The following is a 20,618-nucleotide window of genomic DNA, read 5'->3' on the forward strand; positions in this document are numbered from 1 at the left end:
CGGCGTGATCCGGGGCGGGGCGGCGTTGCCGGGGTGCTCCCGGCGGCGGGGATCGCCCGCACAGCGGACGCGCGGCGGCGACGTGGGAGCATAGAGGGGGCCGGTGTCGTGCCGGCCCGCTCACGTCAGCCGACCAGAACGGACCGCTGTGCCACCGACGCTCGATTCCGGCGCGAACGCTCCTGGTGCCACCGACCCGGCGCGCATCCGGAACTTCTGCATCATCGCCCACATCGACCACGGGAAGTCGACCCTGGCCGACCGGATGTTGCAGCTCACCGGCGTGGTCGACCCCCGGCAGATGCGTGCGCAGTACCTCGACCGGATGGACATCGAGCGCGAGCGCGGCATCACGATCAAGAGCCAGGCCGTCCGGATGCCCTGGACCATCCGCGAGGGCGACCGGGCCGGCGAGGCCGCCGTGCTCAACATGATCGACACTCCGGGCCACGTCGACTTCACCTACGAGGTGTCCCGGTCGCTGGCCGCCTGCGAGGGCGCGATCCTGCTGGTCGACGCCGCCCAGGGCATCGAGGCGCAGACCCTGGCGAACCTCTACCTGGCGCTCGAGAACGACCTGCACATCATCCCGGTGCTCAACAAGATCGACCTGCCGGCAGCCCAGCCGGAGAAGTACGCCGAGGAGCTGGCCCACCTCATCGGTGGCGACCCGGCGGACTGCATCCGGGTCTCCGGTAAGACCGGCGAGGGTGTGCCGTACCTGCTCGACGAGATCGTCCGGCAGTTCAAGCCCCCGGTCGGCGACGCGGCGGCGCCCGCCCGCGCCATGATCTTCGACTCGGTCTACGACGTCTACCGGGGCGTGGTCACCTACGTCCGGGTCATCGACGGGCGGATCAGCGCCCGCGACCGGATCAAGATGATGTCCACCGCCGCCGTGCACGAGCTGTTGGAGATCGGCGTCATCTCGCCGGAGATGGTGAAGGCCGACGCGCTCGGCGTCGGCGAGGTGGGCTACCTGATCACCGGCGTGAAGGACGTCCGCCAGTCCCGCGTCGGTGACACCATCACCATCAACTCCCGGCCGGCGAAGGAGGCGCTCGGGGGCTACAAGGACCCGAAGCCGATGGTCTACTCGGGCCTCTACCCGATCGACGGCTCCGACTACCCCAACCTGCGCGAGGCGCTCGACAAGCTCAAGCTCAACGACGCCGCGCTCGACTACGAGCCCGAGACGTCGGGCGCGCTCGGCTTCGGCTTCCGCTGCGGCTTCCTCGGCCTGCTGCACCTGGAGATCATCCGGGAGCGGCTGGAGCGGGAGTACAACCTCGACCTCATCTCCACCGCCCCGAACGTGGTCTACCGGGCCATCACCGAGGACGGCGAGGAGATCGTCGTGACCAACCCGAGCGAGTACCCCACGGGCAAGATCGCCGAGGTGTACGAGCCGGTCGTGCGCGCCACGGTGCTCACCCCGAACGACTACGTCGGCGCGGTGATGGAGCTCTGCCAGGGCCGCCGGGGCAGCCTGCTCGGCATGGACTACCTCTCCGCCGACCGGGTGGAACTGCGCTACACGCTGCCCCTCGCGGAGATCATCTTCGACTTCTTCGACCAGTTGAAGAGCCGCACCAAGGGCTACGCCTCGTTGGACTACGAGCCCTCCGGGGAGCAGGCGTCCGACCTGGTGAAGGTCGACATCCTGCTGCACGGCGAGCCGGTGGACGCGTTCAGCGCGATCGTGCACAAGGACAAGGCGTACAACTACGGCGTCACCATCGCCGCGAAGCTGCGCAACCTGATCCCGCGCCAGCAGTTCGAGGTGCCGATCCAGGCGGCGATCGGCAGCCGGGTGATCGCCCGGGAGACCATCCGGGCGATCCGCAAGGACGTGCTCGCCAAGTGCTACGGCGGTGACATCAGCCGTAAGCGCAAGCTGCTGGAGAAGCAGAAGGAGGGCAAGAAGCGGATGAAGATGGTGGGCCGGGTGGAGGTCCCGCAGGAGGCCTTCATCGCCGCGCTCTCCTCCGACTCCGGCGACGCCAAGGCGACCGGCAAGAAGTGACCCGCCGCCGGTGGCGGCCGGCGCAGGACGACGTACGACGGCCGGTGCCCCGGCCGGGCTGCGGACCCCTCGGTGGTCCCGCCCGGCCGGGGCACCGGCCGTTCGCGTCGAAGGTTTTTTCCGGCCCCGGCGGCCCCGCCGCAACCCACCGCAGGTAAGGGCGCGACCTGCGCGGATGATCGCCCGGGGCCATTCGACACGCGGTGCGCCATTGACGTACGACGTCGTCCTCCTCGATCGAACCGGTTTGGGTTTTTGGCGGGTCGGGAACTTAGCGGTCACGACAGGAACACCACGGACAGTGGAACTGATTCTTTTAGAAGGAGGAGGGCGACGTGGAGCTCACCGTTTGGGGCATCGTCACCGCGCTCATCGTTGGTCTTATCGTCGGCGCTCTGGGTCGCCTGCTCGTGCCGGGCCGCCAGAACATGCCGATGTGGCTGCACATGCTGATCGGTGTGGGCGCCGCGCTGCTGGGCACCGTGCTGGCTCGGGCGATGGGTATCGCCACTTCGACCGCCGGCATCGACTGGGGCGAGCTGCTGGTCCAGGTGGTGCTGGCCGCGATCGCGGTGGCCCTGGTGGCCGGTGTGGGTCGTCGTCGCAGCGTTACCCACCGGTAGTCCCCGTACCGCTCGACGGGCGTCCGACCGCACAGGTCGGGCGCCCGTTTCGCGTACGCCCGGGTCCCGTCGCGGGGGTTCCGGGGCGCGCGTGCGCCCGGTCTCCGGTCGGCCGGAGCGTCGTCGCGGCCGTGCCGGAAGTCCGGTCCGGGCGCCCGTCGGAACGGTGCCCCGGAAAGTCGGTTTGGATTTTCGAGCGGTCGGGAACTAAGCGGTCACGACAGGAACACCACGGACAGTGGAACTGATTCTTTCAAGGAGGAGGGCGACATGGAGCTCACCGTTTGGGGCATCGTCACCGCGCTCATCGTTGGTCTCATTGTCGGCGCTCTGGGTCGCCTGCTCGTGCCGGGCCGCCAGAACATGCCGATGTGGCTGCACATGCTGATCGGTGTGGGCGCCGCGCTGCTGGGCACCGTGCTGGCTCGGGCGATGGGTATCGCCACTTCGACCGCCGGCATCGACTGGGGCGAGCTGCTGGTCCAGGTGGTGCTGGCCGCGATCGCGGTGGCCCTGGTGGCCGGTGTGGGTCGTCGTCGCAGCGTTACCCACCGGTAGTCCCCGTACCGCTCGACGGGCGTCCGACCGCACAGGTCGGGCGCCCGTTTCGTGTGCGCCCGGATGGTCTCGGTGCGCCCGGTTTCACCCCCGCGCCGGGCCGCGCGTGATCGATCCGCTGCGGTACCGTCGCCTCTCTTCCGCCGACCGCCCACTGTCGTAAAGGAATTTTTCCTACTAAGGTGCGGCGGAGAAGGTTAGTGCCAAGCGGCGCGAGGGAGATGTGGCGTGAACAGGTGGAAGCGGCTGGCCCCGGTCACCGCCGTCGTGGCCTCGGCCGCGATGGTCCTGGCCGGTTGCGGTGGCTCCGATGACGACAAGGCTGCCGACAACAGCAAGCTCACGGTCTGGATGATGGGCGAGGGCAGCGAGGCGCAGACCAAGTTCCTCGACGGCGTCGAGACCGAGTTCCGGCAGAAGCACCCGGACACGGACGTGGTGGTCCAGTACATCCCCTGGCTCGAGGCGCCGAAGAAGTTCCAGGCCGCCCTCGCCGGCGGCGAGGGGCCGGACGTCACGGAGCTGGGCAACACCGAGACCCAGGGCTGGGCGGCGCAGGAGGCGTTGGCCGACGTGACCGACCGGATGAACGGTTGGACCGAGGGCAAGGACATCCTCCCCGACCTGGTCAAGAACGCCCAGCTCGACGGCAAGCAGTACGGCGTGCCGTGGTACGCCGGCGTGCGGGGGATGTACTACCGCACCGACTGGTTCGCCGAGGCGGGCGTGAAGCCGCCGACGAACTGGGAGGAGCTGGTCTCCGCCGCCAAGACCGTGCAGGCCAAGAAGCCCGGCACCTACGGCATCGCGCTGCCCGGCAACTCCGAGCTGCCCTTCTACTCGTTCCTCTGGGGCGCCGGCGCGGAGATCGCGACGCAGCAGGGCGACTCCTGGAAGTCCGGCTACAACACGCCGGAGGCGCAGAAGGCCGTCAAGTTCTGGACCGACCTGGTGACCGTGCACAAGGTGGCCCCGCCGGCCGCCGCGGGCTGGAACGAGATCGACGCCCGGACGCAGTTCGCCACCGGCAAGGCGGCGATGGCCTTCGGCGGTAGCTGGCAGCAGGGCGCCATCAAGAAGGACAACCCGGAGATCGAGAAGGTCTGGGGCACGTTCCCGATCCCCGGCCCCGACGGCAAGGCGGCGCCCGGCTTCGCCGGCGGCTCCGACGTCGCGATCTGGAAGGACAGCGAGCGGCAGGATCTCGCCTGGGACTACATGACCGTGCTGCTGAACAAGAAGAACGACCAGGCGTTCGCCGACAGCCTCGGCTTCTTCCCGGTCTACAAGGACCTCGTCGGCGGCGACAAGTACGCCAGCGACAAGATCATGGCGGCGTTCGCCACCACGATGCAGAACACCAAGCTCACGCCGCTCACCCCCAAGTGGGTCGAGGTCAGCCGGACCAAGACGGTGACCCAGGCGATGAACAGCTCGGTCATGAAGGGTCAGAAGACGGTCGAGAAGGCTACCGCCGACGCGGCCGCGGAGATGGAAAGCATCCTCAACGCCAAGTGACCACGCTGACCGAGGCGCCGGAGACGGCCGCCGCGCGGGAGACCCCCGCGCGGCGGCGTCGCCGGGTGGACCGCCTGCCCTACCTGCTGCTCCTGCCCTGCCTGGTGATCATCGGCGTGCTGCTGCTCTGGCCGCTCGGCCAGGTGGTGGTGATGTCCTTCCACCAGCTCAACAACGTCCGACAGTTGCGCGGCGACCGCGAGTGGCCGTGGGTGGGCCTCGGCAACTATGCCGAGATCCTCAGCGACCCGTTCTTCCTGACGGTGCTGCGCAACACGGTCCTCTTCGCCGTGGCCAACGTCGCGCTCACGATGGTGCTGGGCACCCTGGTCGGGCTGCTGCTCAACCGGCTCGGCAGGCGGATGGCCGCCTTCGTGGCCAGTTGCGTGATGCTCGCCTGGGCCACCCCGGCGCTGACCGGCACGATCGTCTGGAAGTGGATCTTCGACGACACGAGCGGCCTGGTCACCTGGTTGTTCAACGCGCTGCCCGACGGGCTGTCGCAGAGCCTCTTCGGGCGCAGCGACTGGACCGGCTACGGCTGGTTCAACTCGCCCCTGCTGTTCTTCTCGATCCTGACCCTGGTGGTGGTCTGGCACTCGTTCCCGTTCATCGCGGTCAGCGTGCTGGCCGGGCTCAAGAGCGTGCCGAGCGAACTGCACGAGGCGGCCCGGGTCGACGGGGCCGGGCCATGGAAGGTGTTCTGGAAGATCACCTTCCCGCTGCTGCGGCCGGTCTTCGGGATCCTGATCGTGCTCTCCACGATCTGGGACTTCAAGGTCTTCACCCAGCAGTTCGTGCTGGCCGGCGGTACGCAGGACCGGCCGACGTTCATGCTCTCCATCTACTCGTACGCGGAGGCGTTCTCGCCCCCGCCGAAGTACGGCCTCGGTGCCGCGATCGCGGTGATCCTCACCCTGATCCTGCTGGTGGTGACCGGCCTCTACGTCCGCATGGTGCTCAAGCAGGAGGAGGACGCGTGACGCGACGCGGAGGCGGCGGGGGCGCGAAGCGGCTCGCCCTCAACGGCGCGGGGCTGCTGGTGGCGCTCTTCGCCGCGTTCCCGGTCTACTGGATGATCGCGACCTCGCTGAAGCCGAGCTCGGAGATCTTCTCGTCGACCCCCCGGCCGGTGCCCAGCGAGCCGACCCTGGAGCACTACCGGCAGATCCTCACCGGCAACCTGATCCCGGGCGTCACGTTCGCCGACTTCTTTTTCAACAGCGCGCTGGTGGCGGTCTCCACGGTGGTGCTCAGCGGCCTCGTGGCGCTGCTGGCCGCCACCGCGGTGGCCCGGTTCCGGTTCAAGCTGCGGACCACGTTCCTGATCATGCTGCTGGTGGTGCAGATGATCCCGCTGGAGGCGCTGGTCATCCCGCTGTTCCTGATGATCCAGCGGCTCGGGCTCTACAACACCCTGCCCAGCCTGATCCTCACCTACCTCGGCTTCTCGCTGCCGTTCGCGGTCTGGATGCTGCGCGGCTTCGTCGCCGCCGTGCCCAAGGAACTGGAGGAGGCCGCCGCCATCGACGGGGCCAGCCGGGCGCAGACCTTCCGCAAGGTCCTCTTCCCGCTGGTGGCGCCCGGGCTGGTGGCCACCAGCATCTTCTCGTTCATCACCGCCTGGAACGAGCTGATCTTCGCGCTGACCTTCATCAACGACCAGGAGAGCTACACGCTGCCGGTCGCGATGACGTTCTTCTTCGGCCGCGACGACACGGCCTGGGGCCCGGTGATGGCCGCCTCCACGCTGTTCACCCTGCCGGTGATCGTCTTCTTCCTGCTGGTGCAGCGGCGGATGGTCTCCGGGCTGGTGGCCGGAGCGGTCAAGGGCTGAGCCGCGCCGGAGCCGTCAAGGGCCGAGGCTGGTCGGAGCGGTCAAGGGCTGAGCCCGCGCCGAGGAAGAGCCCCTCGCCGCCGCCGGGCGCGTCGACGAGGGGCTCTTCCTCGCCCCCGTCGCCGACGGCCGCGCGGGCTAGGCTGACCGCCATGACGGGCAGGCTGGCTTCGGTGAACATCGGCATCGTGACCGAGGCGCAATGGGCGGGCGACGCGAGCGGTCGCAGTGGCATCGACAAGCGGCCGGTCGACGGCCCGGTGCTGCTGCGCACCGACGGGGTGGCCGGCGACTTCATCGGCGAACGCGCCCACCACGGCGGCCCGGACCAGGCGGTCTACGCGTACGCCGGGGAGGACGCCGCCTGGTGGACGGGGGAGTTGGGCCGCGACATCGGCTCAGGCGCCTTCGGGGAGAACCTCACCACGCATGCGCTGGACGTGACGGGTGCCGTGATCGGGGAGCAGTGGGCGGTCGGCTCGGCGCTGCTCCAGGTGACCAAGCCGCGTACGCCCTGCCGGACGTTCGCCGGCTTCTGGGGCGTGCCCGACCTGATCAAGCGGTTCACGGCGCGGGCGGCGCCCGGGGCGTACCTGCGGGTGCTGCGCGAGGGGGAGGTCGGCGCGGGCGACCCGGTCGCGGTGGTGGACCGGCCCGCGCACGGGGTGACGATCGGCGAGGTGTTCCGGGCCCTGAGCCTGGAGCCGGAGCTGCTGCCCCGGTTGCTCGACGCTGCCGACCTGCCGGAAGGGCTCCGGGAGAAGGCACGCCGTCGGCTCGCCGGCCCGAGCTGACCGGCGCGACCCACGCGAAACGGACGGGCCCCGTCCCATGGGGGAGGGGCCCGTCTGGCGTCGGCGCGGGCGCGCCGGGTGCGGCTCAGCGCAGCCAGGGCACGCTGCGGTCGAGCAGACCGCGCTGCTTGAGCTCCTTGCGCAGCGGGATCTCGTCGTCGATGTAGCCGTCCCAGTTGATGCCCCAGTAGTTGGCGGTGTGGGTGCCCTCACCGCAGAGCTGGCGCTGCACCGGCGTGCGGTTGGCCCACCACTCGCCGTCCTTGTCGATGTGCAGCTCGTCCAGCGGCCGGATCCACCGGTAGGTGTAGCCGACGAAGAGCATCTTGCGGGTGATGGTCGACAGGTTCGTCGACCGCGAGTGCCACTGACGGCGGTCGAAGATGAAGGCGTCACCGGGGTTGGCGGTGATCTCCACCGTGCCCTCCGGGTCCGGGTTGTGCACGGAGGTGTCCTCCGGGCGGGGCAGCGAGTTCCACAGGTGGCTGCCCGGGATCACCTTCGTGGCGCCCCGGCCCTTCTCCGACAGGTCGGACAGGACGTAGGCCACCTTCAGCGAGAACATCGGCCGGGGCAGGTTCGGGTCCATCGTCTCCGGGTCGGAGTTCTGCCGGTACCCGTCCTGGTGCCACCCCCAGTAGGGCTTCTCCGGCTCCGCCGCCGGCGGGGTGACGTCCAGGTGGTTGTGGTGGGTGTAGATGTTCCAGCCGGCCAGGCCCCACATGTACGGGAAGGCGATCGGGTGGGTCAGCAGGTCGCCGAAGAGCTCGTCGCGCTCCAGGAAGCCCAGCAGGTGCAGGGTGCCGTCCTTGGTGGTGGTGCCCTTCGCCTGCTCCTCGGCGTAGACGCGGTCCACCGCCGCCTCCAGCGCCGCCCGGTGGTCCTCCGTCAGCACGTTGCGCAGCAGGAGGAAGCCCTGCTCGTGGAACTCCTTGCGGTCGGTGTCACTGATCGGTTCGTAACCGGTCCGGTCGCCGTAGTCGAACACCTCGACGTACCCCTCCCCATGAGGCGAAACCATTGCTGGCACAGGCCGCCGATCGTAACGCGCTAGCTCCGCGGCGAGGTACTGCCCGGCCCGATATGCGACCGTAGCGCGGACCCAGGGGAGCAGTGCGGTTACGCCACGCAGCGTGTCGGGGATTCGACGGGGCTTATCAGCCGTAATGCCGGTTTGCGCGGTGACTGCCGGTAAGGAGATCGAGGGCCACTACGCCTCGGCGAAGACCTCCGCGACCACCCGACCGTCGGCCGGGGCGTCGTCGGTCCGGTTCCAGGTGCCCGCGCGGGCCGTCCACTCCAGGTCGCCGAAACGCACCCGCTTCACGCCGTGGTCCTGCGCGTGGGAGACCAGCCAGTGCGCGTACCGCCAGCCCCGGCGCTCGTCGGCGGCGGGGACCGTCAGGCCCGTCAGGCTCGCCGCGGTGCTGGCGCCGGCCAGGCCCCAGTCCAGCGCCAGCCCGCGGGTCAGCGCGATCGCGGCGGCCTCGCCGCGCATCGCCGGGTCGCGGCCCACCGTGCAGGCGACGGCGCCGGTGGCGTGCCCGACCAGGGCCCGGGTCAGCACCTCGGACTCGTCCGCCCACTTCTGGTACGCCTCGGGGAAGGCCGAGCGCTGCACCTTCTGCGCCGCGTCGGTGACCCGCATCCGCTCCCAGCCGCGCACCTTCTTCAGCCCGGCGTAGAACTTGCCGGCCGCGTAACGGGGGTCGCGGATCTGCTCCGGGGTGCCCCAACCCTGGCTCGGGCGCTGCTGGAACAGCCCGACCGAGTCGCGGTCGCCGCCGGCGAGGTTGCGCAGGCCGGACTCCTGGTAGGCGGTGGCCAGCGCGACGACGACGGCCCGCTCGGGCATCTTGCGCTGGATGCCGATGGCCGCGATCGTCGCCGCGTTGGCCATCTGGTCGGCGTCCAGCGTCACCCGGCCGTCCGCCTGCACCGTGCACGTCCGGCTGGCCAGGGGAAGGCGCAACTGCCCGCCCATCTGCCGGACGACGACCCAGATCCCGACCACGGCGAGGACGACGAGGACGACGCCGCCCGCCACGACTGCGCGAGTACGCACCCACACCCCCTGATCGACAGTCCGACAAGCGTACGTCCCCCGTGGCGCCTTGCGGGTCGTCCGACCGGTTCCGCCCGACCGTCCGGCGTGGCAGCGGCCACCGGTCGGCCCGGGAGTCCGGACGTTCCCGTTTCCCGCGCGGCCTCACCCCGCGCGTCGCCGGCTGCTCCCCGCACCCCGCCAGCGCGGGGAGCGGCCCTCGCCCTACCGCCCCTCGCCCGGCGTGGTGTCGCCGTCGGTCGGCACCCAGCGCGCCGGCCGCTTCTCCCGGAACGCGAGGACGCCCTCGCGTCCCTCCTCCGACAGGAAGTACCCGGTCGACAGGGTGGACAGCCCGGCGATCTCCGTCCGCAGGTCCGTGGCGGGCGGCCGGCGCAGCAGCTGCTTCGCCCCGGCCAGCGCGCCCGGTGCCCCCCGCACCAGAGAGTCGCAGTACCCCGCAACCGCCGCGTCCAGCCCGTCCGCCGGCACGGCGGCGGTGACCAGGCCGATCTCGGCGGCCCGCCGGCCGTCGAAGGCGTCGCCGGTCAGGTAGAGCTCGGCCGCCGCGCGGGGGTGCAGCCGGGGCAGCACGGTCGCGGAGATCACCGCCGGGACCACCCCGATCCGCACCTCGGTGAAGGCGAACGTCGCCTCCCGCGCGCAGACCGCCAGGTCGGCCGCCGCGATCAGGCCCAGGCCCCCGGCCCGGGCCGGACCGGCCACCTTCGCCACCACCGGCTTCGGGCACTCCCAGACCGCCGCGAGCACGTCGCCGAGCATCCCGGCCGGCACGGTCCCGCTGGCGTACGCGGCGGCGGTCTCCTTCAGGTCAGCGCCGGAGCAGAAGACCGGGCCCGTGTGGTCCAGCACGATCACGCGTACGGCGTCGTCGGCGACCGCCTCGGCGAGGCCGGCCAGCAGCTGGGTCATCAGCGGCGTGGAGAGCGCGTTGCGGTTGTGCGGACTGTCCAGGGTGAGCGTGGTCACCCCACGGGCCGTGGCGGCCCGTACGAGCACGTCGGGAGAGGTCATGGAAGGGCACACTAGTGGCCATGCCCGGCGTCCTTCCAGAAGGCGAAACCGTCCCCGTCGACGGGTCGCTGCCCGCCACCGCCACCCGTGCCGTCGGCGCGCGCGGCTTCGGCGTGTACGTACACGTGCCGTTCTGCGCCAGCCGCTGCGGCTACTGCGACTTCAACACGTACACCTCCGCCGAGCTGGGCGGCGGGGCGAGCCGGGAGGAGTACGCCGACACCGTGCTGGCCGAGCTGGCGCTGGCCCGCCGGGTGCTGGGCGACGCCCCGCCGCCCCGGGTCGACACCGTGTTCGTCGGCGGCGGCACCCCGACCCTGCTCCCCGCCGACGACCTGGCCCGGATCCTCGACGGCATCGACCGCACGTGGGGGCTCGCGCCCGACGCCGAGGTGACCACCGAGGCCAACCCCGAGTCGGTCACGCCGGAGTCGCTCAAGGCGCTGCGGGCCGCCGGCTACACCCGGATCTCGCTGGGCATGCAGTCCGCCGCCCCCGGCGTGCTGGCGATCCTGGACCGTACGCACAGCGCCGGCCGGGCCGTCGCCGCCGCCCGCGAGGCGCGCGACGCCGGGTTCGACCACGTCAACCTGGACCTGATCTACGGCACGCCGGGGGAGAGCGAGGCCGACTTCGCCGCCTCCCTCGACCAGGTCGTCGCCGCCGGGGTGGACCACGTCAGCGCGTACGCCCTGATCGTGGAGGACGGCACCCGGCTGGCCACGCGGATGCGGCGCGGCGAGCTGCCGTACCCCTCCGACGACGTCGCCGCGGACCGCTACCTCGCCGCGGAGGCCGCCCTCGGCGCGGCCGGTCACTCCTGGTACGAGGTGTCGAACTGGGCCCGCGACGAGGCGGCCCGGTGTCGGCACAACCTGCTCTACTGGACCGGCGCCGACTGGTGGGGCCTCGGCCCGGGCGCGCACAGCCACGTCGGCGGCGTGCGCTGGTGGAACGTCAAGCACCCCACGACGTACGCGAAGCGGCTGGCCGGCGGCGGGTCGCCCGGCCTGGCCCGCGAGGTGCTCACCGCCGACGAGGCGCACATGGAGGACGTCATGCTCCGGCTGCGCCTCGCCTCCGGGCTGCCGCTGGACGCCCTCGACGAGACCGGCCGGGCCGGTGCCGCGCGGGCCCTCGGCGCCGGACTGCTGGCCGCCGACGCGCACGCGGCCGGGCGGGCCGTGCTGACCCTGCGCGGCCGGCTGCTCGCCGACGCCGTCGTGCGTGACCTGCTGCCCTGAGCCGCGTGCCGGGGCCGGCCGGGGGAGCGGCCGACCCGGGTCACCTGGTGAAGCTGTAGGTCATCGGGTAGCGGTAGAGCACGCCCTCGTTGGCCTTGACGCCGCCGATGATGCCGAAGATCAGCGGCACCAGCCAGACGAGCATCGGGACGAAGAACAGCACCCCACAGGTGATCAGCGTGACCACCCAGCTCAGCACGCCGACGATCGTCCAGGTGAGCTGGAAGTTCAGCGCCGCGACGGCGTGCGCCCGGGCGGTCGGGGACTGCTGCCCCCGGGCCATCAGCGCGATCAGCGGCGCCAACCAGCCGAGCAGACCCCCGCCGACGATCACGCCGACCGCGCCGCCGAAGTGGGCGATGAGGGCCCAGTTCTTGTCGTCGTTGCTGGCGTAGCCGCCCGTCGGCGCACCGTAGCCGCCCCCGCCGGGATACCCGGCCCCGGGCGGCGGGAAGCCACCGGGCGGCGGATAGCCGGCCCCGGGTGGCGACTGACCACCGGGTGGGGGAAGGTCTCCGGGCGGCGGGTACGCGCCGGGCGGGGGGTAGCCGCCCGACGGCGGCTGGTCACCGGTGGGCGGCGGATAGCCACCGGGCGGAGAATGGCTGCCCGGGCCGGGTGCCCCGGACAGTGGAGTGGTGGGTTCGTCGGAGCTGGCGGGGCCGGGGAACCCCGACGGGGCGGTCGGGTCCGGCGGGAAGCCGGGGTCCCCCGCTCCGGGAGGGCGAGGTGGTTCGGTCATGGAGGTCACGGTAGGGGCAGCCGGCAAGGCGGCACCAGCGTGACACCGGTCGGGATGTCCGAATGGCCGGTCCCGGGCGCCCGCGGGCGGGCCGGCACGGTCGGCGATCGGACCGATCGCCCCAGGTCGATCATCGCGTCGGGGGCCCTGCCGACGTAGACTGGCACTCGCTACAGTCGAGTGCCAGCAACCAGCCCGCCCGGCCCCCCGCGTGCCGGTGCCGACGTGCGACAGGAGGTGGGGAGGATGGGTCTCGACGACCGCAAGCTCGCCGTGCTGCGCGCGATCGTCGAGGACTACGTCGCCACGCAGGAGCCCGTGGGCAGCAAGGCGCTGGTCGAACGACACCAGCTGGGGGTCTCGCCGGCGACCGTCCGCAACGACATGGCCGTGCTGGAGGAGGAGGGCTACATCCGCCAGCCGCACACCAGCGCCGGCCGGGTGCCCACCGACCGGGGCTACCGGCTATTCGTGGACCGGCTGTCCCGGGTCAAGCCGCTCAGCCCGGCCGAGCGCCGGGCCATCGAGCGCTTCCTGGTCGGCGCCGTCGACCTCGACGACGTGGTGCACCGCACCGTCCGGCTGCTGGCGCAACTGACCCGGCAGGTCGCCGTCGTGCAGTACCCGAGCCTGGCCCGTTCCTCGGTGCGCCACCTGGAGCTGGTGCCGATCTCCACCACCCGGCTGATGCTCGTCATGATCGCCGACACCGGCCGGGTCGAGCAGCGGCTGGTCGAGCTGCCCGCCCCGATCCCCGCCGACGACGTCACCGACCTGCGCCGGCTGGTCAACGAGAAGCTGGTCGGCAGCCGGCTGTCGGAGACCCCGCCGCTGGTGCAGGCCCTGGTCGAGGAGTCGGTGCCGCACCTGCGCCCGGCCATGACCACCCTCTCCACCGTGCTGCTGGAGACGCTGATCGAGCGGCACGAGGAGCGGATCGCGCTGGCCGGCACGGCCAACCTCACCCGGGGTGGCCTGCTCGACTTCCAGGGTTCCCTGCGCCCCATCCTGGAGGCGCTGGAGGAGGAGGTCGTCATGCTCAAGCTCATCGGCGAGGCCGAGCCGAGCACGACGCGGGTGCTGATCGGCGACGAGAACGAGATCGACAACCTGCGCGCCGCCTCGGTGGTCAGCACCGGCTACGGGCCGGGCACGACCAGCGTCGGCGGCCTCGGTGTGCTCGGGCCGACGCGGATGGACTACCCCGGCACCATCGCCACGGTGCGGGCCGTGGCACGCTACGTGGGCGAGCTGCTGGCCCAGAACTGACCAGTCAGGGCCGACGGCCGGCTCCCGCCGCCGACCGGCGCAACGCGAGACGAACATGAGGACACGGAACGCAGTGGCCAGGGACTACTACGGCATTCTCGGGGTGAGCCGGGAAGCCTCCGACGACGAGATCAAGCGCGCCTACCGCAAGCTGGCGCGGCAGTTCCACCCGGACGTGAATCCGGATCCGGAGGCCCAGGAGAAGTTCAAGGACATCAACGCCGCGTACGAGGTCCTCTCGGACGACCGGAAACGGCAGATCGTCGACCTGGGCGGTGACCCGCTCGCCCCCGGCGGCGGGGGTGCGGGTGGCCCGGGCGGCCCCGGCGGCGCCGGGCCGTTCGTCGGCTTCCAGGACATCATGGACGCGTTCTTCGGCGGCGCGGCCGGCGGCTCGCGGGGTCCCCGACCCCGGACCCGGCCCGGCGCCGACGCGATCCTGCGCCTGGAGCTGGATCTGCACGAGACCGCGTTCGGCGTCGAGGCGCCGATCACCGTCGACACCGCCGTGCTCTGCACCACCTGCTCCGGCGCCGGCACGGCGGCCGGCACCCACCTGGCCACCTGCGAGGCGTGCGCCGGCCGGGGCGAGGTGCAGTCCGTGCAGCGCACCTTCCTCGGTCAGGTGGTCTCCGCCCGGCCGTGCACGGTCTGCCAGGGCTACGGCACCACCATTCCGCACCCGTGCCCGACCTGCGCAGGCGACGGCCGGGTCCGCACCCGTCGTTCGCTGACCGTCAAGATCCCGGCGGGTGTCGAGGACGGCATGCGCATCCGGCTCGCCCAGCAGGGCGAGGTCGGCCCCGGCGGCGGCACGGCCGGCGACCTCTACGTGGAGATCCACGAGCGGCCGCACGACGTCTACTCCCGCAAGGGCGACGACCTGCACTGCCGGGTCACGGTGCCGATGACGGCGGCGGCGCTCGGCACGCGGCTGACCATCAAGACGCTGGACAGCGAGGAGACGGTCGACGTCAAGGCCGGCACCCAGCCGGGCAGCACGATGCGGCTGCGCGCGCGGGGCGTGCCGCACCTGCGCGGCACCGGCCGGGGCGACCTCTACGTGCACCTCGACGTGCGCACCCCCACCAAGCTCGACGCCGACCAGGAGAAGATGCTGCGCGACTTCGCCAAGACCCGGGGCGAGGAGGTCGCCGAGCTCACCAAGCAGGGCGGCTTCTTCTCCCGGATGCGCGACGCCTTCAACGGCCACGCCTGACCGGCCTGACCGCCCCGGCGTCCGCCGGGGCGGCTAGCCTGATCGTCGTGTCCGCGCCGCTGTTCCTGGTCGAGTCGCTGCCCACCGCCGACCAGCTCACCCTGGGCGGCCCCGAGGGGCACCACGCCGCCACCGTGCAACGGCTGCGCGTCGGCGAGGAACTGCTGCTCGCCGACGGCCGGGGCGGCACCGCGTCCGCGGTGGTCACGGCCGTCGGCCGGGGCACCCTCGAACTCGACGTCCTCTCCCGGGGGTACGTCGACGCGTCCGTCCCCCGGCTCGTGGTGGTGCAGGGCATCGCCAAGGGCGACCGGGGCGAGCTGGCCGTGCAGGCGATGACCGAGGTCGGGGTGGACGAGATCGTGCCCTGGGCGGCGTCCCGCTCGGTGGCGCAGTGGCGCGGCGACCGGGGCGCTCGGGCCCGGGAGAAGTGGGTCGCGACGGCCCGGGAGGCGGCGAAGCAGGCCCGCCGGTCGTGGCTGCCGGTGGTGGCCGGCGCCCCCGACGAGTCCACCGCGACGGTGGCCCGCCGGATCGCCGGCGCCGCCGCGGCGTTCGTCCTGCACGAGGAGGCGGGTGAGCGGCTGACCACCGTCGAGCTGCCCGCCGCCGGTGAGATCGTGCTGGTCGTCGGCCCGGAGGGCGGCATCGCCCCGGCCGAGCTGACCGCCTTCACCGAGGCCGGCGCCCGGCCGGTGCGGCTGGGGCCCTCGGTGCTGCGTACGTCGACCGCCGGGGTGGCCGCCCTCAGCGTCCTGGCCACCCGCCTCGGCCACTGGTGACCGACGGCGGCACCCGACCCGGCGGGGTCAGAGCCTGGGAAAGACGTGCACCGGCTGTTCCTCCGGGGCCAGGTCCAGCCCGGCCGGGCCGATGATCCGCGGGTCCGGTACGCCGACCACCTCGTGGTCCTTGTCGTGGTAGTCGAAGCGGCTCAGCACGTGGCGCATCGCCTCGATCCGGGCCCGCTTCTTGTCGTTGCTCTTCACCACCGTCCACGGTGCGTCGGCGGTGTCGGTGTAGAAGAACATCGCCTCCTTGGCCTCGGTGTACTCGTCCCACTTGTCGAGTGAGGCGATGTCCATGTCGGAGAGCTTCCACTGCCGCACCGGGTCGACCTGGCGGACGGCGAACCGGGTGCGCTGTTCGTTCTGGGACACCGAGAACCAGAACTTGACCAGGCGGATGCCCGAGCGCACCAGCATCCTCTCCAGTTCGGGGGCCTGGCGGAGGAACTCGAGGTACTCCTTGCGGGTGCAGAAGCCCATCACCCGCTCCACCCCCGCGCGGTTGTACCAGGACCGGTCGAACAGCACGATCTCGCCGGCCGCCGGCAGGTGCCCGAGCCACCGCTGGAAGTACCACTGGGTGGACTCCCGCTCGTTCGGCTTGGCCAGGGCCACCACCGACGCGCCGCGCGGATTGAGGTGCTCCATGAAGCGCTTGATCGTCCCGCCCTTGCCGGCCGCGTCGCGCCCCTCGAAGAGGATCACGAGACGCTCGCCGGACTCCCGGATCCAGTCCTGGAGCTTCAGCAGCTCGATCTGGAGCAGCCGCTTGTGGTGGTCGTACTCCGTGCGTGCCATCCGCTCGTCGTACGGGTAGTCCTCCCGCCAGGTGTCCACCGGGCTGCCGTCCGGGCGCAGCAGTACGGGATCGTCGTCGTGACCGTCGACCACCCGGTAGTCGTCGGTGAGGTCCAGCACGCTGTCCGTCATGCCGGCAACCCTTACCCCGGCAGTGCCCACCGTCACCCCCGCCACGCTGGGAGTTCGTTGAGGGGCGAGGCCGGTCAGCTGCGCAGGTAGGACGCGCCGTTGAGGTCGACGATGGTGCCGGAGGCCCACTCCGCCTGCGGGGACGCGAGCCAGTGCACGGCGGCGGCGATCTCCTCGGGGCGGGCCACCCGGTTGAACGGGCTCTGCGCCCGGATGGCGGCGCCCCGCTCCCCGCTCAGGTGTCCGGTGGTCATGTCGGTCTCCACGAAGCCCGGGGCGACCGTGGCGACCGTGATGCCGTACGGGGCGAGGGCCACCGCCAGCGACTGCCCCAGCGCGTTCAGCCCCGCCTTGCTCGCCCCGTACGCGGGCTGCTCCGGCTCGCCCCGGAAGGCTCCCCGGGAGGAGACGTTGACGATCCGGCCGCCCCGGTCGCGCATGTGCTGCGCGGCGCACCAGATGACGTTGCCGGCGCCGGTGAGGTTGGTCTCCAGCACCTGCCGCCACTGCGCGCGCCACTGCTCGTAGGAGGCGCCGAAGACCGGGTGCGGGGCGTCCCGCCCGCCGTACACGCCGGCGTTGTTGACCAGCACGTCCAGTCCGCCCAGCAGGTCGGCGGCCTCGTCGACCATGGCCCGTACGGCGTCCGGGTCGGTCAGGTCGGCGCGGACGACGACGTGCCCCTCGCCGGGCAGTTCGGCGCGCAGCCCCTCGGCCAGCTCCGCGGAGTCCCGGTGGTGGATCGCCACCCGGTCGCCGCCTGCCGCGAACGCGGTCGCCACCGCCCGCCCGATGCCGCGCGAGGCCCCCGTCACCAGTACCGCCCGTGAAGTCACGCCGGCCATCATGCCCGACCGCCCCGCCCCGCCCGCGCCGAGGGAACCCGCCCCGCAGGCGGTGAGGCCATCCGCCGCCGGAGGGTGGCGGGGGAACCCGCCACGGGAGCGTCGGCGGCGTGCCCTTCCTTACACTGCCCCGATGGGAACCGACTGCCTGTTCTGCCGCATCGTCGCCGGGGAGATCCCGGCCACGATCGTCCGGGAAACCGCCACCACGCTCGCCTTCCGCGACATCGACCCGAAGGCGCCGGTGCACGTGCTGGTCATCCCGAAGGAGCACTACGCCGACGTGGCGACGCTCGCCCAGGGCGACCCGGCGCTCGCCGGGGAGGTGCTCGCCACGGCCGCCGCGGTGGCCGAGGACGAGGGGCTGCTCGGCGACGGCTTCCGGCTGATGTTCAACACCGGCGCGTACGGCGGCCAGGAGGTCTTCCACGTGCACGCACACGTGCTCGGTGGGGCGCCGCTGGGCCCCATGCTGGCCCGGAACCTCGCGTGACCGGGGCCGACGACCGCCTGTCGCGGATGGTGCGGACGGTCCAGGCGCAGGCCCGGGTGCCGGCGGTGTCGGCGGCCCTGCACCGGGCGGACCGCCCGCTCTGGACCTGTGCCGTCGGCGGGACCGGCAACGACACCGAGCTGGGGCCGGACACCCGCTTCCGGATCGGGTCGGTCACGAAGACGTTCACCGCCGTGCTGACCCTCCAGTGCCGCGACGACGGCCTGCTCGACCTCGACGACCCGCTGGGCCGGCACCTGGACCTGCCAGCCCACGGCGAGCTGACCGTACGCCGGCTGCTGTCGCACACCGCCGGCCTGCAACGGGAGCCGTACGGCGACGTCTGGGACACCCTGCGCGCGCCCGACGTCGACGGGCTGGTCGCCGACCTGGCCCGGGCCGAGCGGGTGCTGCCCCCGGGCCGCCGCTACCACTACTCGAACCTCGGCATGGCGCTGCTCGGCCGGCTCGTCGGCCACCTGCGGGGCGGCACCTGGGCGGAGGTGCTCGCCGAGCGGGTGCTGACCCCGCTGGGGCTGGCCGGGACCTCGGTGACGCCCGGGCCGTACGCCGCGACGGGGTTCCTGGTCGACGCCTACTCCGACGAGGCGCACCCCGAGCCGCCGACCGACTTCGGGGCGGTCGGCCCGGCGGCGCAGCTCTGGAGCACCGCCTCGGACATGGCCCGTTGGGCGGCCTTCCTCGCCGACCCGGCGGCGCTGGACCCGGCGGGCGCCGTGCTCGCCCCGGCGACGCTCGACGAGATGCGCTGGCCGGCGACGGTCACCGACGAGACGCACTGGGCCGGCGGTTTCGGGCTGGGGCTGATCCTGGTGCCGCAGGGCAAGCGGATCATGCACGTCGGCCACGACGGCGCGATGCCCGGGTTCCTGGCCGGCGTCTACGGCCGGCGGGGCGGGGAGGGCACCCCCGGCGCGATGGGGGTCGCCGTGCTCGGCTCCTCCGGCACCGCCGGCGAGGTCCTCGAACTGCCGCACCGGCTGCTGGCCGCCGCGGTCGAGCACGATCCCGCCGACATCACGCCGTGGCAGCCGGGCCCGCCCGCTCCCGAAGGCGTACGCGGGCTGCTCGGCCGCTGGTGGGGGGAGGGTTTCGAGTACGTCTTCTCCTGGCAGGGCGGCGAACTGCGGGCCCGGGGCGCCGACGACCCGGCGGGCAAGCCCCCCTCGGTCTTCGTCCCGCTGCCGGACCGGCCGGACGTGTTCCGTACGCTCTCGGGCCGGGAGGCGGGCGAACTGCTCCGGCTGACCAGGGACGAGCACGGCACGGTGGTCCGGATGCACTGGGCGACCTACCGGTTCACCCGCCACCAGGAGACCTTCGAGCGGTACGACTTCCGGGCCGGCTCCTGACGCACGTGCGAGCGGACGGGCCGGGGCCGGGCGGCCGCCCCGTCCGTCGCCCCTGGGCGCTGCCGGTCCGCTCCGGCGTACCCGGGGGAAATGGGCGGGGTGTCAGTGCCGTTGGAAAGATAAGATGGCAGGAACGTCAGCGCGCCGCGCCAGGCAGGCCCGGTGCCGAGATCGAGAGCAGGTGGCGCAGGGCCCCTCGGCCCGACCTATGACCGGCACCCCACCTCCCGGCCCGCCCCGGGTGCAGACCAGGATCACCGTCCCGGATTCCAAGATCATGGTCAACCTGCTCGGCGCGGGTGACGAGATCCTGCGACTGGTCGAGCGCTCCGTCAGCAGCGACGTGCACGTCCGGGGCAACGAGATCACCATCACCGGCGCTCCCGCCGACAACGCCCTCGCCGAGCGGATCTTCAGCGAGTTGCTCGAACTCATCGAGAAAGGCGAGACCCTGACCACTGACGCCGTCCGGCGTACCGTCGGCATGCTCGAGCAGGGCGGCGCCGAGCGGCCCGCCGAGGTCCTGACGCTCAACATCCTCTCCCGGCGCGGCCGCACCATCCGTCCCAAGACGCTGGGGCAGAAGCGCTACGTCGACGCGATCGACGCGCACACGATCGTCTTCGGCATCGGCCCGGCCGGCACCGGCAAGACCTACCTGGCGATGGCGAAGGCCGTCCAGGCGTTGCAGGCCAAGCAGGTCAACCGGATCATCCTGACCCGGCCGGCGGTCGAGGCGGGGGAGCGGCTCGGCTTCCTGCCCGGCACGCTCAACGAGAAGATCGACCCCTACCTGCGCCCGCTCTACGACGCGCTGCACGACATGCTCGACCCGGATTCGATCCCGAAGCTGATGGCGGCGGGCACGATCGAGGTCGCACCGCTGGCATACATGCGGGGCCGCACGTTGAACGACGCCTTCATCATCCTCGACGAGGCGCAGAACACGACGCCCGAGCAGATGAAGATGTTCCTCACCCGGCTCGGCTTCAACTCCAAGATCGTCGTCACCGGTGACGTCACCCAGGTGGACCTCCCCGGCGGCACGACCAGCGGCCTGCGGGTGGTCCGCGAGATCCTGGAGAACGTCGAGGACGTGCACTTCGCCGAGCTCTCCAGCTCCGACGTGGTCCGCCACCGGCTGGTCGGGGAGATCGTCGACGCGTACGCCCGCTGGGACGCCGAGCGGGAGAACCAGCAGGCGCAGAGCGTGCACGCCGTGCCGGGGCGTTCCGCCCAGGGCGGCCGGCCCGGCCGGCGCCGATAGACCGAGGGAAGAC

Annotated in this window: 20 protein-coding genes; 14 read left to right on the plus strand and 6 right to left on the minus strand. The window is 72.1% G+C overall.

Going from position 1 to position 20,618, the window contains the following annotated elements:
• The first annotated feature begins 148 nt into the window (after positions 1 to 148).
• From lepA to GA0070610_RS04690, 7 genes are all read left to right on the plus strand, one after another.
• Positions 149 to 2,026, plus strand: a complete 1,878-nt coding sequence (lepA, locus tag GA0070610_RS04655; protein WP_088998877.1) for a translation elongation factor 4 — start codon at positions 149 to 151, stop codon at positions 2,024 to 2,026.
• Positions 2,027 to 2,361: 335 nt separating this feature from the next.
• Positions 2,362 to 2,649 carry a GlsB/YeaQ/YmgE family stress response membrane protein gene (locus tag GA0070610_RS04660; RefSeq protein ID WP_088998878.1) on the plus strand — a complete coding sequence of 96 codons (288 nt, stop codon included), beginning with the start codon at positions 2,362 to 2,364 and terminating at the stop codon, positions 2,647 to 2,649.
• Between the two features lie 270 nt (positions 2,650 to 2,919).
• Complete coding sequence (locus GA0070610_RS04665) at positions 2,920 to 3,207, plus strand: GlsB/YeaQ/YmgE family stress response membrane protein (protein WP_088998878.1); 288 nt, start codon at positions 2,920 to 2,922, stop codon at positions 3,205 to 3,207.
• A gap of 228 nt (positions 3,208 to 3,435) precedes the next feature.
• Positions 3,436 to 4,725, plus strand: a complete 1,290-nt coding sequence (locus GA0070610_RS04670) for a sugar ABC transporter substrate-binding protein (RefSeq protein WP_088998879.1) — start codon at positions 3,436 to 3,438, stop codon at positions 4,723 to 4,725.
• Positions 4,722 to 5,708 (plus strand): carbohydrate ABC transporter permease, encoded by a 987-nt coding sequence (locus GA0070610_RS04675; RefSeq protein ID WP_088998880.1) that lies wholly within the window; start codon positions 4,722 to 4,724, stop codon positions 5,706 to 5,708. The genes GA0070610_RS04670 and GA0070610_RS04675 overlap by 4 nt, the downstream gene beginning before the upstream one ends.
• The gene (locus tag GA0070610_RS04680; protein ID WP_088998881.1) at positions 5,705 to 6,562 is read left to right on the plus strand and encodes a carbohydrate ABC transporter permease; all 858 of its coding nucleotides are present in this window, start codon (positions 5,705 to 5,707) and stop codon (positions 6,560 to 6,562) included. The genes GA0070610_RS04675 and GA0070610_RS04680 overlap by 4 nt, the downstream gene beginning before the upstream one ends.
• A 152-nt stretch (positions 6,563 to 6,714) precedes the next feature.
• Positions 6,715 to 7,356: an MOSC domain-containing protein gene (locus tag GA0070610_RS04690; protein WP_088998883.1), complete on the plus strand. Its 642-nt coding sequence runs from the start codon at positions 6,715 to 6,717 to the stop codon at positions 7,354 to 7,356.
• 85 nt (positions 7,357 to 7,441) lie between these two features.
• Here GA0070610_RS04690 and GA0070610_RS04695 read toward each other — a convergent pair whose 3' ends face one another.
• The 3 genes from GA0070610_RS04695 to GA0070610_RS04705 form a co-directional block, all read right to left on the minus strand.
• Positions 7,442 to 8,377 carry a phytanoyl-CoA dioxygenase family protein gene (locus GA0070610_RS04695; RefSeq protein WP_088998884.1) on the minus strand — a complete coding sequence of 312 codons (936 nt, stop codon included), beginning with the start codon at positions 8,375 to 8,377 and terminating at the stop codon, positions 7,442 to 7,444.
• A gap of 189 nt (positions 8,378 to 8,566) precedes the next feature.
• Positions 8,567 to 9,427, minus strand: coding sequence for a hypothetical protein (locus tag GA0070610_RS04700; protein ID WP_088998885.1), 861 nt, complete (start codon positions 9,425 to 9,427; stop codon positions 8,567 to 8,569).
• A 198-nt stretch (positions 9,428 to 9,625) separates the two neighbouring features.
• Positions 9,626 to 10,435, minus strand: a complete 810-nt coding sequence (locus GA0070610_RS04705) for an enoyl-CoA hydratase-related protein (RefSeq protein ID WP_088998886.1) — start codon at positions 10,433 to 10,435, stop codon at positions 9,626 to 9,628.
• A gap of 20 nt (positions 10,436 to 10,455) precedes the next feature.
• Between GA0070610_RS04705 and hemW the strand changes: the two genes are divergently transcribed.
• The gene (hemW, locus tag GA0070610_RS04710) at positions 10,456 to 11,679 is read left to right on the plus strand and encodes a radical SAM family heme chaperone HemW (RefSeq protein WP_089003269.1); all 1,224 of its coding nucleotides are present in this window, start codon (positions 10,456 to 10,458) and stop codon (positions 11,677 to 11,679) included.
• 40 nt (positions 11,680 to 11,719) lie between these two features.
• On the opposite strand, the gene GA0070610_RS31645 is transcribed toward hemW, so the two are convergent.
• Positions 11,720 to 12,421 (minus strand): DUF4870 domain-containing protein, encoded by a 702-nt coding sequence (locus tag GA0070610_RS31645; protein WP_088998887.1) that lies wholly within the window; start codon positions 12,419 to 12,421, stop codon positions 11,720 to 11,722.
• 246 nt (positions 12,422 to 12,667) lie between these two features.
• Here GA0070610_RS31645 and hrcA point away from each other — a divergent pair, with 246 nt between their 5' ends.
• The 3 genes from hrcA (at position 12,668) to GA0070610_RS04730 (ending at position 15,691) form a co-directional block, all read left to right on the plus strand.
• Positions 12,668 to 13,690, plus strand: coding sequence for a heat-inducible transcriptional repressor HrcA (gene hrcA / locus GA0070610_RS04720; protein ID WP_088998888.1), 1,023 nt, complete (start codon positions 12,668 to 12,670; stop codon positions 13,688 to 13,690).
• Positions 13,691 to 13,763: 73 nt separating this feature from the next.
• Entirely contained in the window at positions 13,764 to 14,909 is a 1,146-nt protein-coding gene (gene dnaJ, locus GA0070610_RS04725; RefSeq protein ID WP_172896642.1) for a molecular chaperone DnaJ, read from the plus strand.
• Between the two features lie 47 nt (positions 14,910 to 14,956).
• Positions 14,957 to 15,691 carry a 16S rRNA (uracil(1498)-N(3))-methyltransferase gene (locus GA0070610_RS04730; protein ID WP_088998890.1) on the plus strand — a complete coding sequence of 245 codons (735 nt, stop codon included), beginning with the start codon at positions 14,957 to 14,959 and terminating at the stop codon, positions 15,689 to 15,691.
• Positions 15,692 to 15,718: 27 nt separating this feature from the next.
• Here GA0070610_RS04730 and ppk2 read toward each other — a convergent pair whose 3' ends face one another.
• Both ppk2 and GA0070610_RS04740 read right to left on the minus strand, forming a co-directional pair.
• Positions 15,719 to 16,627, minus strand: coding sequence for a polyphosphate kinase 2 (gene ppk2 / locus GA0070610_RS04735; RefSeq protein WP_088998891.1), 909 nt, complete (start codon positions 16,625 to 16,627; stop codon positions 15,719 to 15,721).
• Positions 16,628 to 16,701: 74 nt separating this feature from the next.
• Positions 16,702 to 17,463: an SDR family NAD(P)-dependent oxidoreductase gene (locus tag GA0070610_RS04740; protein WP_089003270.1), complete on the minus strand. Its 762-nt coding sequence runs from the start codon at positions 17,461 to 17,463 to the stop codon at positions 16,702 to 16,704.
• 142 nt (positions 17,464 to 17,605) lie between these two features.
• Here GA0070610_RS04740 and GA0070610_RS04745 point away from each other — a divergent pair, with 142 nt between their 5' ends.
• The 3 genes from GA0070610_RS04745 to GA0070610_RS04755 all read left to right on the plus strand — a co-directional run bounded on the left by GA0070610_RS04745 (position 17,606) and on the right by GA0070610_RS04755 (position 20,605).
• On the plus strand, positions 17,606 to 17,965 hold the full coding sequence (locus tag GA0070610_RS04745; protein ID WP_088998892.1) for a histidine triad nucleotide-binding protein: 360 nt from the start codon (positions 17,606 to 17,608) through the stop codon (positions 17,963 to 17,965).
• On the plus strand, positions 17,962 to 19,338 hold the full coding sequence (locus GA0070610_RS04750; protein WP_088998893.1) for a serine hydrolase domain-containing protein: 1,377 nt from the start codon (positions 17,962 to 17,964) through the stop codon (positions 19,336 to 19,338). Before GA0070610_RS04745 ends, GA0070610_RS04750 begins: the two co-directional genes overlap by 4 nt.
• A gap of 208 nt (positions 19,339 to 19,546) precedes the next feature.
• A complete protein-coding gene (locus tag GA0070610_RS04755; RefSeq protein ID WP_088998894.1) occupies positions 19,547 to 20,605 on the plus strand; it encodes a PhoH family protein in 1,059 nt (352 codons plus the stop codon).
• Positions 20,606 to 20,618: the final 13 nt, after the last annotated feature.

This window comes from Micromonospora echinofusca (genome assembly GCF_900091445.1).
In the GTDB taxonomy this organism is placed as follows: Bacteria; Actinomycetota; Actinomycetes; order Mycobacteriales; family Micromonosporaceae; genus Micromonospora; species Micromonospora echinofusca.

Bases quoted from the DNA above. Each gene is read 5' to 3' on its own strand.
- ppk2 (WP_088998891.1), bottom strand. From the start codon at position 16,627: ATGACGGACAGCGTGCTGGACCTCACCGACGACTACCGGGTGGTCGAC.
- GA0070610_RS04745 (WP_088998892.1), top strand. From the start codon at position 17,606: ATGGGAACCGACTGCCTGTTCTGCCGCATCGTCGCCGGGGAGATCCCG.
- GA0070610_RS04755 (WP_088998894.1), top strand. From the start codon at position 19,547: ATGACCGGCACCCCACCTCCCGGCCCGCCCCGGGTGCAGACCAGGATC.
- GA0070610_RS04690 (WP_088998883.1), top strand. From the start codon at position 6,715: ATGACGGGCAGGCTGGCTTCGGTGAACATCGGCATCGTGACCGAGGCG.
- GA0070610_RS04705 (WP_088998886.1), bottom strand. From the start codon at position 10,435: ATGACCTCTCCCGACGTGCTCGTACGGGCCGCCACGGCCCGTGGGGTG.
- GA0070610_RS04665 (WP_088998878.1), top strand. From the start codon at position 2,920: ATGGAGCTCACCGTTTGGGGCATCGTCACCGCGCTCATCGTTGGTCTC.
- GA0070610_RS04695 (WP_088998884.1), bottom strand. From the start codon at position 8,377: ATGGTTTCGCCTCATGGGGAGGGGTACGTCGAGGTGTTCGACTACGGC.
- hemW (WP_089003269.1), top strand. From the start codon at position 10,456: ATGCCCGGCGTCCTTCCAGAAGGCGAAACCGTCCCCGTCGACGGGTCG.
- hrcA (WP_088998888.1), top strand. From the start codon at position 12,668: ATGGGTCTCGACGACCGCAAGCTCGCCGTGCTGCGCGCGATCGTCGAG.
- GA0070610_RS31645 (WP_088998887.1), bottom strand. From the start codon at position 12,421: ATGACCGAACCACCTCGCCCTCCCGGAGCGGGGGACCCCGGCTTCCCG.